Here is a 12,662-nt window from a genome sequence, read left to right on the forward strand (position 1 = left end):
TGAGCTCGGTGACGGTCTCCTCTGCCTTGACCATTGCCCTCAGGTCGATGGGCTGTTCAAGGCCGAGGGAGTTGGTATAAGTAAGTATACCATTAGTAGCATCATACGCGAGATTAGTAGTATTAAGTGGAATCGTCAACTCAGTCCCATCCTCAGCGGTATAAGTGAGTGTATTCGTCGCTTTATCATATGCCAGCCGTCCCGCATCAAGGCTAAATGTATGGGTGACCTTATTTTCGTCTATATAAGTGAGCTGGTGTGTATCGGCATCGTATGACAGGGTGGTTACGGTTTCTAACCGGTCGACAATGTTGGAAAAGTCAAACTCCTCAAGCGCGCCCAAGGTGTTGACATAACGAAGGACACCTGAAACCGGATCATAGGAGAGCGATGTATTGTTCAGTGGGATGGTTACCGGTGTGTTTTCTTGATCGGTATAGGTAAGCGTGTTGTTCGTGTCGTTGTAGGTTAGTTCTCCAACATTAAGATCGAACGTATGCGCTACCCCGTCTTCATCGATGTAATCAAGTACATGCGTGGCCGGGTTGTATCCCAGCGCCGTTACGGTCTCCAACGCCTTCACCGCGTCTTCTAAATTAATCACTTGTGTTTTATCATTCCCATCAACAAAAGTGAGTTCATATCGAACAGAATCGTAGTTTATGGGCTTGATGTCATCTATGGCCGCCACCAAGACCCAGCGCGAGCCGTTGTTGTAGTATATGCCGGGCACTACATCATTGATGGTAGCCGTATTGTATACCATCATGCCCAAACGATGCTGCGACAACGGAGCAGCATCATCCGCGCGGCGCAATTGGACCCGAGTAAACAATAAGCCTTTGTTGTTGCTCTCCAGCTCCAATAGCGCATCTTTATTCGGTAAAACGGACCCGGGAATGGTATTGTCTCTTACTTTTTGCTGGGCAAATGTTGCCGTACAGCAGATAAAAATAAACAGCGTTATAAATAGGCGTAGTCTATTGTTCATAGGTATGTTGATTACGTTAGGTACAGCTACTTTCGCGGCTGAACTCCGTTTCCTCAGGTTGACACGTCGTCGGCTGAATATCGCGGCACAAACGTCATCGTTGCGCCGTTATATGGTTACACTGATACAATGGTATGGTAAAATGTATAAATCATAGTTAAAATGTAGATGAGCCCATAAAGATGCGAAGTTTTTGGACACATACAAATGAATATCTTGTTAATTTTTTCAATTTTTGTAAGAACTACTTTCTTCACCAATATCGCTTGAAATGAAGAACGGTAATTGACGCTGTTGGTTAAGTGCCTTATCCCATTGCTTACGTGCAAAAGTTTGGTTACCTTCGCTTGGTAAATGCAGCTGGAATAGCTTTCGTAGTCACTTGAAAACAACCGTAGCAAAATTAATCTCTACACTTGGGCATCCGTTTTTGACCGTTCCGGTCTTTGCGGTTTTCCTGCTTTTTAGTACAGAACCCCCGTTAAGGGCCACCTATCTTTCGTTGCTGATTGTAGGGGGGATCTTCATCCCCATCGGATTGAAGACGTTGCGCGGTGTACAGCGGGGAACATATACCAATTTGGACGTTTCGGATCGTGTGCAGCGGCAAAGATGGTTTATCGCAACGACGCTGTTGCTGCTGGCTGTTACCATCATTATTTGGGTCACCGGCCAAGATCGTGTGCTACGATTTGCCGTCGCATGCTCGTTGGTGCTATTGATGGTGGCTCAGGTGGTCAATCGGCGAATAAAGGCGTCAATGCATTTGGCTTTCCATGCGTTCATCGGCTTTTTGATTCTTTATGTCAATATCACAGCCGGGATAGTTTTTTTATTGTTTGCACCTCTGCTGGCATGGTCAAGGATACACCTAAAACGTCATGTGTGGAAGGAGGTAGTGGTTGGTATGTTGCTTGGCACTACCCTTGGCATGGCGTTTTGGGTGTTGGTTAGCTAAGCGCCTTTTGTGTTATGATTTGAAAGGCTGCTCGGCAAAATAGTATCCGGTCTACGTTTGAGGATGTGTAGCTTAAATCAGGCGAACGACCTCGGTGTCAGGCGTGAGGGTTAGGCCATTGGTATGCTTTAGCAGATTAAGCCCGGGAGTCTTGCCCCGCTCTAAGGAACCGTAATATGCCGCGATGCCAAGAAATTCTGCGCCGTTAATGGTGGCCCATTTAATGGTTTCCAATAGTGAAAGATCGGGAAAGTGTTGATGTATGGTTTTTAGCTCAGAAAGTATACATAACCGATCGTTGGAGGCAAGACTGTCAGTGCCCAAGGCAATTTTGTGCTGGTAATGGGTGAAATTCCCTACCTTCGGTAACGTGCCCTCAATATATAGGTTGGCATTAGGGCAAAAACACCAAGTGACGTTCCTCCCCTGACGTTCTATGAAAAAAATATCCTTAGCAGACGTGTAGGTGTTATGAACAAGTAGGGTTGGGGTTTGGCGCGATAGGTAGGGCATGAAGGTTTGTAAAGAATTTCTCGCTTGGGCTTTAAAGTCCGTAATCTCCCTGCCTAAAGCTTGGTAGAAATCCAGAAACTGACCGCTCTTGTAGCGAAATAATCTGTTTTCATCTTCGCTTTCTTGATTATGTATACTTAGCGGCATCTTCAGTTTAGCGGCTTCGTCATCCAACAACTTGAATAGTTCTTTGGATACCGAGTATGGGGCATGTGCCGTTATGGAAGTAGCCCTTTTGTCAAATTGGTTGGCGATATCCTTGGCTTCCGCTAATTTTTGATGGGCTTGTTCGGTCTCGAATCCGAGTACTTCAACAAAGGTATGATAATGGATTTTACTATCCGCTTTTATGGTCGCAGAGATTGCCGTGTTGGCGTGGTCGCCTACGGCTACGATGCCGTGTTCGTATAGTTGCTTATCTGCGGCTTTCATGGCCTTTTGGACCTGGTGTTTAGTAGCAGCCCTCAACGAGATAACTTGTTGTAAGAAAGGTACCAGGCCCGTAAGCTTGGGAATGACGCCGGCCATATGCGACAGTTCGAGGTGGCAGTGAGCATTCACAAATCCCGGAACGATTATCCCGTTGTGCCTTTTAATTGTTTTGCCAGCAAGTATTGAATCGTCTGGCGCATAAATGTTGCAGATGACCCCGTTCTCTGTGATCTCAACGACGCCATTTTTGACGGCCTCCCCAATGACTGGTAATACATAATCTGCCGAGAAAAAAGTGTTCATAGTAAGTTTGGTTTTCATGTTTGGCGGTCATCAATTAAACCAACGTATTGTGCCTTTTTCAGTGCCGTGACCTATGAACAGCAGGTTGATATAGCTAATTAGATATAGCGTCATTCAGGCTAGGTTTAATTTGAAGAACACACAACCGCAAAGATGTGTTTTTTTTAGTGTTTAACCAAATACGGGAAGAAAAATACCTGCAAAAAAACCCGTACCTTTGTGGCATGGTCGGTGTTAAAGCAAAAATCGATATTCGTAAACTGACGCTTGAGCAACTCCGTGAACAGCTGGCGTCCATGGGTGAGCAGGTATTTCGGGCCAAGCAAATCTATGAATGGCTTTGGCAAAAGTCATGTACGGATTTCGACCAAATGAGCAACCTAAGCAAATCGCTGCGTGATAGACTCAAGCAACTATTTGTCATCAATTCGGTTCAAGTGCGCCAAGCGCAACGTAGCGCAGACAGCACCATAAAAAGCAGCTTTGTGCTATACGATGGTAATATTATCGAAGGTGTGTTGATTCCAGCACCCGATCGGATGACTGCATGTGTGAGTTCACAGGTGGGATGTAGCCTTACTTGTAAGTTTTGTGCTACGGGTTATATGGATCGCAAACGTAACCTCAATGCAGATGAAATATATGATCAGGTCGTGCTTATCAGCAAGCAGGCACAGGAGCACTATGGCCAACCGCTTACCAATATCGTTTATATGGGCATGGGCGAGCCTTTGCTCAATTATGCAAACGTACTGACATCGATCGCTCGCATCACTGCATCCGATGGGCTCAATATGGCGGCTAAGCGGATTACCGTATCTACAGCGGGCATAGCGAAAATGATCAAAAGGTTGGGTGACGATCAAGTACGTTTTAATCTAGCCCTGTCATTGCATGCGGCCAACGATCGTAAACGCAATGAAATTATGCCTATCAATGAGCAAAATTCGTTGCGTGCACTTGCCGAGGCACTGAAATACTATTATGCCAAGACTAAGACACCGGTTACCTATGAGTACATCGTATTTAATGGATTCAACGACGATTTAGCTGACGCGCAAGAGCTGGCGGCATTTTGCAAGCATCTACCTTGCAAGGTCAATATCATTGAATATAACCCGATAGCTTTTGCCGATTTTGAAAATGCTTCAGAAGACAAAATAGACAGGTTTGCTGACTATCTCCGGCAGAAAGGGATTGTGACCAACATACGTAGGAGCAGGGGGAAGGATATCGATGCGGCATGTGGCCAATTAGCCATCAAGGAAACAGCAAGCCCCACGGTTTGATTGTTTATGACCATCCAACAATACATCAAAGATTTTATTGCGCTCTTTTTTCCGCAGACCTGTGCGGGGTGTGATGCGCCGCTTGTTCATAGCGAATACCTCATCTGTACCGACTGCTGGTACCATATGCCTTACACGCAAGGGCACAAGGATGCACAGAATGTTAGTGCACGTCAACTCTGGGGAAGGGTTCAGCTGGAAGCCGTTGCTTCTTATGTGTATTTTGTTGACAGCTCGCGTGTCAAACAGCTGTTGCACCAGTTGAAATATCGCAACCGCCCTGAAATAGGGGAGCTCATAGGAACGCGATATGGGCTGGCACTTAAAACCTCATCCCCGTTTGATAAGGCCGATATAATTGTGCCAGTGCCCCTGCATCCGGTCAAGCTACGTAAGAGGGGCTACAATCAAAGTGCTTTTTTTGCAAAAGGGCTTTCCTCGTCGATGTGCCGGCCTATCGTCGAACACTGCCTAGTGCGTCGCCATGCTACGAAGAGCCAGACTCAAAAAAACCGTTATGAGCGGTATGAAAATATGCGAGAAACGTTTGCTGTAGGTGATCCGGATGCCGTTGCGGGCAAACATGTATTATTGGTGGACGATGTACTGACCACCGGAGCTACGATGGAGGCTTGTGCCGGTGTGCTGCTGAAGGCCGGAGCGGCTAAGGTCAGTGCGGTTACCATCGCTAAAGCCTTGTAGCATTGGATAATATGATTGGGTGGGAGAGTAGCGATGGACAGGCGGACATTTACATCCTTTGCGGAAAAGGCCGCATGAAGTGATCGATAAAAATATGATAATCCCTAATACGAAGCGAAAGATTGCATACCTAAGGCGTCTCATCGTTTAGAAGCTGTTTCGGTGTTAGTTGTCGTGCTTACCCTGTACGTGTTATGCAACAGCAGATATGCAAAAACCCCCATGCCTGTACCGACTGTGTCAGCAAATAAATCCCAAGGCTCTGCCGAACGGTAGGTGAAAATTTTCCATTGCAGGTACTCGGTGAGCAAAGCAAATAATGATGACAAAACGACGACTCTGATGGAAATATTCCAAGAAGGTTTTGAAGTCCCTGTTTTCCGTATAGCTCCATAATACAGGAGCACAGTAAAGACAAAGAAAAAGCCTGTGTGTACCAGCTTGTCGATTCCTGGAAATTTAGGAATATCATCTATATTTTCCGAGGGCATACTACATAGCACCAAAATCACTACGGCCCACAATATTGCCCAAATATAATGTCTCATGTTTTCTTTTGCCCGCTGTCAGGAGATAAAGGCAGGAACTACAGCACCAAGCGGGTGCTATAGTTCTGCTTGTATAATTAATAGCTTAAACAGCTACCTGTGCTTCGTAATCTGCGGCGGAGAGCAGTCCGTCAACGTCTGCAGGGTCAGTTAGTTTTACCCGCACCAACCAGCCCGCGCCATAAGGATCTTGATTGACCAGTTCGGGAGAGCTGTCAATTTGCTCATTGATCGTGAGTACAGTAGCCGTGACCGGCATAAATAAATCAGACACCGTTTTTACTGCCTCTATCGTGCCAAAAACGTCATTTTGGGCTACTTCGTCACCGATTGTATTAATGTCGACAAATACAATATCACCTAATTCGCGTTGCGCAAAATCGGTAATGCCGATGACGGCTTCATCGCCTTCCACACGAATCCATTCGTGATCTTTCGTGTACTTTAAATCTGCAGGAAAAGTCATTAAAATATAATTTTGCTATTTTATCATTATACAGACATGCTTGCTTATTGACAGATGTAGGCACGCATGTGGGCATGGACTAAATTTTCTTCAAAAATAGAATTATAAGATGAAACCACAAAATACCATTATCTTTATCGTATCATGAACAAATATGTCAGTAAGTTGCACGCTATCGGTAATAAGGAAACGCGAAAGGTTGTTGGCCTGATGTCGGGGACATCAATGGATGGCTTAGATATTGCGCTTTGTCAAATCACTGGCAGTGGGCGAAACACTTCCCTGAAAATTGTCCGGTTTGTTACGAAGGTCTATTCGGGCGAATTTCGCAGGCGGATTAAAAAGGTTTTTGCCAAGCGGAATATCGACCAGCAATTGCTTTGCGGTCTTCACGCTTGGGTTGGCCGGGTTCATGGCATGCTGGTCAACGAAGCGCTGCGTGAGTGGGAAGTTGCCAATGCAGATATTGATCTTATCGCCAGCCACGGCCAGACTGTTTTCCATGCGCCACAATCACTTACCGGAGCAACGGATTATCCAGATAGCACGCTGCAGATAGGCGACGGCGACCATGTGGCGATCACGACCGGTATCATCACCATATCCGATTTTAGGCAGAAGCATGTTGCAGCAGGAGGCGAAGGTGCGCCATTAGCGGCATATGGAGATTACCTTTTGTTTGCAGATAAGTACCAGACTCGTGTCTTGCTCAACATCGGCGGTATTGCTAATTTTACGTTGCTACCGGCTACTCAGAGCGGGGGGTATTGTTTTGCTACGGATGTCGGGCCGGGAAATACGCTGATGGATCAATATATGCAGGCCAAACTGGGCGAGGAGTTTGATCAAGACGCCCGGCTTGCCGCCGCAGGCTCGGTTAATGGACCACTGCTAACGGCGTTGCTGGCACACCCTTTCTTTGAAAAGCCTTTTCCCAAGACTACCGGCCCTGAGTTGTTTAACCTTCAGTATATCACCGATGCACAGAAGGTTTCAGCTACAGAACGGTTGCCGCCAGGCGACGTGATGGCTACTTTAAGTGCTTTTTCGGCCAAAGCCATCGTTTTGGCCATTCAGCAGGTAGCGCATTTGTACGGCAATTTAAAGGTGTATGTCAGTGGCGGAGGACTGCATAATCCGTTGCTAATGCAAGGGATAAGTGAAGGCCTGGATAGGATGACACAAGTGTCTTCGTTTGACGCGCTAGGGTTGTTGCCTGACGCGAAGGAAGCAGCGTTATTTGCCGTGTTGGCCAACGAAACCGTTGCGGGGGACGCTGCAAACGCCGGAGCCATTCAAGATTCGCCAGCCGTGTGCATGGGCAAAATCAGTTTCCCTGAATAAGCGATAGACTACTCTTCGCCAAGCGCCTCGTGAAGGAAAAGCTTAAAGCCATACATCCGGCTAAATGCTTGGAGTACGGTACTCAAACCGTTGGCCCCCGATAGCTCTTCATCCGAAAGTGGTTCAGATACCGTAAAGCTTTTTAGTTTGATCAATTCGATAAAAGGATTGTCTTCGCCAAATCCAGCAGGAGCTCTTTTCAGTTTATCTTGACTATCCAATTGGCAGTGTTTTTTGAATGCGGGTTCATCCAATAACTTCAATAGACGGGCACCATTGTAGTCGATTTCCTGCCTGATTGCTGCTAAATGTTCTTTTTCGGGGCGCCAGTATCCGCCTGCGACAAAACTGTTGCCGGGCTGAATGTGCAAGTAGTATTCCGGGCCGTTCAGCTTGCGTCCAGCGGTGGATATACCGGCACCGAGCCATGTTTTATAGGGAGTTTTGTCTTTACTGAACCGCGTATCACGGTAGATTCTAAACAGGCACTTGACTACCGGAATATCGCTCGAAATATATCGATCTGTCTGCGCGAGTCCCTGAATAACTGCTTCGGTAAAATCTTTCATGTTCTGCCAAGCATGCTCATACGCTTCGCGGTTCGCCTGAAACCATTCTTTGTTGTTGTTGTCCTTGATTGCTTCGAGAAAACCGAATGTGTTAGGATGTATGCTTATTTTCATATACGGTTGCTGAGTTATAAAACGATTTTAAGAAATGCAAGCACGGCTGGAGCAGCGAGTAGCAACCCGTCAAATCGGTCGAGCAACCCTCCATGCCCAGGCAAAACCGAGCCGGAATCTTTTACTTGTTGACTCCGTTTGAGCATCGATTCAACAAGATCGCCGTAGGTACCGAATATAGAAATAATCAATGCTACCCCAACCCATTGCCACGTGGGTAATAGTGTAAAATAATTGGCCATTACCAATGACGTGATCAGCGCCAGCCCAACGCCACCTGCAAGGCCCTCCCATGTTTTTTTTGGCGATATGCGTTCAAAGAGAAGGTGCTTGCCAAAATACCTTCCTACTAAGTATGCACCGGTATCGTTTCCCCAAAGGATGAGCATAAACCCTAAAGGCAAGCGGTAATCGTAGGCTTCCGTTGCCGTGAAGCCCAATGTATAAAACGATACGAAAGGTAGGACGATATAAACTACACCTAACAGCGTATAAGCGATGTCAGCAAATGGTTTCGCGCGCTTCTGATACAGCGATACGATAAAAACGATGGCTATCAACGGGGCGGTCAATAGTAGATAAGCCATCGACAGGCCCGCGAGGTAGTGTGCAGCGTATAGCCCAAAAGCAAGCACTCCAAGCAATATTCCTACCCATCTGTTTGGTTTACCGGTTTCATCGGCAACTATTCGGTAAAACTCCTGCAAGCAGTAAGTGCTGAGCATGATAAAAAAAATCGTAAATAGGTATACACTCCATAGGATAGATCCCAATACGACGAGGACAAAAAAAAGGGCAGTAATTGCTCGTATTCTCATAGTTGCTTATACTTCGCTGTCTCCTTGTTCAATTTCCGCTATCAAACCGCGCGCAGAAGCTTCTTTCGACTCATGCACATAGAGTTCTATTTGGCCGAAACGGTAGGACGAGTCTTGTTTGTTGATAATCACTGCTGGCACACCATGTTCTTCAAGCATTTGCTTCGTTATTTCGGCCTGAATAGCGTTGGTGGTAACCAAAAGTTTAATCCAGTGTTTTTCCATAATGTTAGGCGTTTCTTACCATGGTCGTTTTGTAATACTGATATAGCAAAACCGCAGTGAGTACAAAGCTAAGGAAATAAAAGTATGTGGGAATTTGTGCGCTCAGGTCCATGTCGTCGAGAGATTTGCCCTGCCGCCGTAGATAAAAAGCCGAGATGGTAGCAGCAGCGTTATTGAGGAAGTGGGCCAATACCGGAAGCCAGATATTTTTACCCCAAAAGAGCAAGTATCCAAATAACGCACCCAGCAGCATACGAGGCAGAAAACCATAAAACTGCAAGTGTATGGCGCTGAAAATGATAGCGGTGAGCCAAATGCTCACATGTGGGTTTTTCAGCCAGCGGACCAATATACCCTGCACGCAGCCCCGGAAAATGAATTCTTCGCCGATTGCAGGGATTACTGCGACAACAATCAAGTTGATAAACAACCCTGAATATGTGGTGTCGGCGAGCAACTGGTTCGTGAGCCGCTCGAGTTCCGCTTCCTTGGCTTTCATCCAGTTCTCTATACCGGCGAGTGCTTCGGGAAGTTTCATCTGCTCGTTGAGTTTAATCGCTTGCTCAAAAATTGGAGCAGAAAAAAACATAATGCCAACGACGATCAACCACAGCATAGGATTCACCTGCGTATCGAAATCGAGATAACGGTATCTCCGCTTTTCCACTACGCGCATTAGTAAGGCAGGGATAACAAACATGCCAATACTGGACCCCGCTTGCACGATCTTGATAAAATCGGTATTGGCGGCATTCCCTGATAAGAGCTGACCGATATCCGCCGAGGGATTTGTGGTGGCAAGCCCTACAAAAACCGAAAGTACGCCAAAAATAATAGCTCCAGCGAAAACCAAGGTCAATAGCAGAATTAACGACACCATGGGATGATTTTCACCATGGCGCTGGACACCGCTCGAAAAAGTATTGTGATCGGTCATTGGCACGCTTGTTATTTTGGGGATGAAGATACGCATTGAAGCTGACACTCGGAAACAAGCCGTTTATCTTGTGTATATACGGGAGATTAGCTATGTTTGGAAACAACTAATATCAAGGCGATACCATGAAAGCCTTACCAATTATAATCCTGTTTGTCGCGGGAGGCTTGTTTTCTGCAACTGCCCAGGAGGAGTATATTCGACCTCCTTCGGAGCCTTTAACGGTTGTCCCCTTTTCAATGGCTGCAGAAAGCGTTGTGCTCCTGAAAGCGGTTTTGGTAGGCCATCCAGATACCCTTACCTTTATCTTAGACACAGGAAGCAGTGGTATATCACTTGATTCGACCACCGCTGATCGGTTGAATTTGGTGCCTGAGGAATCAAATATCAATATCCGCGGCATAGCTGGCGTCCGGAAGGCACAATTTCTGTATAATAAAAAGCTTAAGCTCAATGAACTCGTTATCGATAGCCTAAATTTTCATATCAACGATTATGAGTTTCTTTCTTATGTTTATGGAGCCCGAATAGACGGCGTTATAGGGTATTCGTTGTTTAGCCGGTATATTCTGAAGATCGACTATGATGTCCGTGAAATCGAAATCTGCTCGCAGGGGCCTATCAAGTATCCACGTGGCGGCTATTTGCTCCGGCCATTTATCCGGACGCTTCCGGTACAATCCGCGCGCGTACGTGACCACCGCAAAGTCACCTCTCGTTTTCTTTTTGACATTGGTGCCGGCTTGTCGCTCGTATTGTCGCAGGAGTTTGAGCAGGACAGCGCCGTCGTCCGTAGGAAGCGCAAGCGGTTCCCGGTAGAAGCTCACGGTGTTGGTGGCAAGCTGGCGATGGAGATGACGTTGGTTAAGGATTTCAGGTTGGGGCCGTACCGTTTCCGGAAGGTGCCCACCATGGTGTTTGAAGATGTATTCAACGTGACCTCCTATCCCTATCTTGGCGGCCTCATCGGTAATCAGATTCTTAAACGGTTCAATGTGATTTTCAATTATGAGCAGCGCGAGATTTATTTAAAACCCAATACACTTTACAGGGAGCCGTTTGAATATTCGTATGCGGGAATGGAGCTGTATTATATTAATGGAGCCATTGTCATCGGCTCTATCGTCAAAGGCTCTCCGGCAGATATTGCGGGCTTGAAGGAGGGAGATGTGGTATTGGCCATAGGCAACAATGCAAGCCAAGATTTTGCGCAGTATAAAAAGGCGCTCATGACCGCAAAAAAATGGCTAAGGATGATTATCCGGCGTGGCGCTGAATTGAAGGAGGTACGTGTTCGAGTGCAGAGCCTGCGCTAAGTTTGGCCCGATGTATGCTTTCTGCTGTAGTAACTTAGCTAAATGCGTTATTGTGCAAAAATTGGACATTAGTAAACAGGAAAAGGAAACGTTGGATGAAGCTATCAATTATTGGCAACAGCGGGGTTTGATAGACGACGGGTTGGCCAAGCGGCTGAATGAATCCTACCAAGTAAAAGGCTTCGATTGGAAACGACTCGCTCAATATGCATTCTGGATAGCGCTTTCCTGCGTGGTGCTGGCGTTTCTGTCCCTATTTGCAGACCAGATGGTTATTCGCTGGATTGAACGGCTTTATGACACGCCGGACACCGTAATTTGTATCTTTTGTCTAATATTGGCTTTCCTATTCTACTTTTGGGGATTTAGAAACAAGCGCAAACACCCGGACAAAACCTTTACGAACGAAGCATTGATGGCGCTGGGTGTATTTGCTACGGCTACATTTATCGGTTATCTCGGTAAAATTATCGATAAGGGATCGGGGCATTTCTCGCTCCTGTTTCTCGCCTCTGTCGTAATTTATGGCGTATTATCCGTGAAGCTGTCATCGCGGTTGATTTGGGTATTCACATTGGTGAGCTTTGGCGTGTGGTTTGCAACGGAGACTGCCTACCATAGCAATTGGGGGTTTCACTTTTGGGGAATGAATTATCCGTTGCGGTTTACATTGTTTGGTGCTTTGCTTACGGCATTTGCGGTTTTTTTACAACCCCGCATCAAGCAGTTGGAACCCTTTCGGCAGATTAGCTATGTGATCGGGCTTACTTATCTGATGGTTGCGCTATGGCTGCTGTCCATTTTTGGCAATTACAGTGACATGGACAAATGGTCACAGGTGCGGCAGTGGCACATTTTCTACTGGGGGCTGCTGTCTTCGGCTGTGTCACTGGGGTTGGCTTGGTATGGTCTGAAACGTCAAGACAATGTTGCCCGCGAATTTGGTATTGTTTTCTTCATCATCAACATCTATACCCGGTTTTTCGAATATTTATGGGATAACATCAATCGTGCAGTCTTTTTTCTCCTATTGGCCGCTTCTTTCTGGTATATCGGTCGTTGGGCAGAGCGGGTTTGGAGCGGTCAGGAAAAAAAGAAAGCCTTATAGCGTTACGAATGTACACGATAAGGCTTTAC

Annotated in this window: 14 protein-coding genes; 6 read left to right on the forward strand and 8 right to left on the reverse strand. The window is 46.4% G+C overall.

The genetic code is table 11. The annotated features are described in order from the left end of the window. The coding region (locus JHJ32_RS21580; RefSeq protein WP_200122613.1) for a hypothetical protein at positions 1-991 on the reverse strand (991 nt) is incomplete at its 3' end. A 382-nt stretch (positions 992-1,373) separates the two neighbouring features. On the opposite strand from JHJ32_RS21580, the gene JHJ32_RS21585 reads away from it, so the two are divergent. Beyond that, entirely contained in the window at positions 1,374-1,949 is a 576-nt protein-coding gene (locus JHJ32_RS21585; protein ID WP_139378799.1) for a hypothetical protein, read from the forward strand. Between the two features lie 72 nt (positions 1,950-2,021). On the opposite strand, the gene JHJ32_RS21590 is transcribed toward JHJ32_RS21585, so the two are convergent. Next, positions 2,022-3,197: an amidohydrolase family protein gene (locus JHJ32_RS21590; protein ID WP_200122620.1), complete on the reverse strand. Its 1,176-nt coding sequence runs from the start codon at positions 3,195-3,197 to the stop codon at positions 2,022-2,024. A 224-nt stretch (positions 3,198-3,421) separates the two neighbouring features. On the opposite strand from JHJ32_RS21590, the gene rlmN reads away from it, so the two are divergent. Beyond that, the gene (gene rlmN, locus JHJ32_RS21595) at positions 3,422-4,486 is read left to right on the forward strand and encodes a 23S rRNA (adenine(2503)-C(2))-methyltransferase RlmN (protein ID WP_200122628.1); all 1,065 of its coding nucleotides are present in this window, start codon (positions 3,422-3,424) and stop codon (positions 4,484-4,486) included. A gap of 6 nt (positions 4,487-4,492) precedes the next feature. Next, the gene (locus tag JHJ32_RS21600; protein WP_233632795.1) at positions 4,493-5,188 is read left to right on the forward strand and encodes a ComF family protein; all 696 of its coding nucleotides are present in this window, start codon (positions 4,493-4,495) and stop codon (positions 5,186-5,188) included. A gap of 140 nt (positions 5,189-5,328) precedes the next feature. Here JHJ32_RS21600 and JHJ32_RS21605 read toward each other — a convergent pair whose 3' ends face one another. Beyond that, positions 5,329-5,736: a VanZ family protein gene (locus JHJ32_RS21605; RefSeq protein WP_233632796.1), complete on the reverse strand. Its 408-nt coding sequence runs from the start codon at positions 5,734-5,736 to the stop codon at positions 5,329-5,331. An 85-nt stretch (positions 5,737-5,821) separates the two neighbouring features. Beyond that, a complete protein-coding gene (gene gcvH / locus JHJ32_RS21610) occupies positions 5,822-6,202 on the reverse strand; it encodes a glycine cleavage system protein GcvH (RefSeq protein ID WP_200122630.1) in 381 nt (126 codons plus the stop codon). A 144-nt stretch (positions 6,203-6,346) separates the two neighbouring features. On the opposite strand from gcvH, the gene JHJ32_RS21615 reads away from it, so the two are divergent. Then, positions 6,347-7,546, forward strand: coding sequence for an anhydro-N-acetylmuramic acid kinase (locus tag JHJ32_RS21615; RefSeq protein ID WP_200122632.1), 1,200 nt, complete (start codon positions 6,347-6,349; stop codon positions 7,544-7,546). An 8-nt stretch (positions 7,547-7,554) separates the two neighbouring features. Here the strand turns inward: JHJ32_RS21615 and JHJ32_RS21620 are convergent, their stop codons facing one another. Genes JHJ32_RS21620 through JHJ32_RS21635 form a run of 4 tightly spaced genes read right to left on the reverse strand, consistent with a single transcriptional unit; the run spans position 7,555 to position 10,209 of the window. Continuing rightward, positions 7,555-8,229, reverse strand: coding sequence for a DUF2461 domain-containing protein (locus JHJ32_RS21620; RefSeq protein ID WP_233632797.1), 675 nt, complete (start codon positions 8,227-8,229; stop codon positions 7,555-7,557). A gap of 14 nt (positions 8,230-8,243) precedes the next feature. Further along, positions 8,244-9,047, reverse strand: a complete 804-nt coding sequence (locus JHJ32_RS21625) for a phosphatidate cytidylyltransferase (protein WP_200122633.1) — start codon at positions 9,045-9,047, stop codon at positions 8,244-8,246. Positions 9,048-9,053: 6 nt separating this feature from the next. Then, a complete protein-coding gene (locus tag JHJ32_RS21630) occupies positions 9,054-9,272 on the reverse strand; it encodes a DUF2007 domain-containing protein (RefSeq protein WP_079718719.1) in 219 nt (72 codons plus the stop codon). Positions 9,273-9,276: 4 nt separating this feature from the next. Continuing rightward, positions 9,277-10,209 carry a CPBP family intramembrane glutamic endopeptidase gene (locus JHJ32_RS21635; protein ID WP_200122635.1) on the reverse strand — a complete coding sequence of 311 codons (933 nt, stop codon included), beginning with the start codon at positions 10,207-10,209 and terminating at the stop codon, positions 9,277-9,279. Positions 10,210-10,334: 125 nt separating this feature from the next. Here JHJ32_RS21635 and JHJ32_RS21640 point away from each other — a divergent pair, with 125 nt between their 5' ends. Continuing rightward, a complete protein-coding gene (locus JHJ32_RS21640; protein WP_079718717.1) occupies positions 10,335-11,525 on the forward strand; it encodes an aspartyl protease family protein in 1,191 nt (396 codons plus the stop codon). A 52-nt stretch (positions 11,526-11,577) separates the two neighbouring features. Continuing rightward, the gene (locus JHJ32_RS21645; protein ID WP_200122638.1) at positions 11,578-12,633 is read left to right on the forward strand and encodes a DUF2157 domain-containing protein; all 1,056 of its coding nucleotides are present in this window, start codon (positions 11,578-11,580) and stop codon (positions 12,631-12,633) included. Positions 12,634-12,662 lie beyond the last annotated feature (29 nt).

This window comes from Parapedobacter sp. ISTM3 (genome assembly GCF_016533505.1).
GTDB lineage: Bacteria > Bacteroidota > Bacteroidia > Sphingobacteriales > Sphingobacteriaceae > Parapedobacter > Parapedobacter luteus.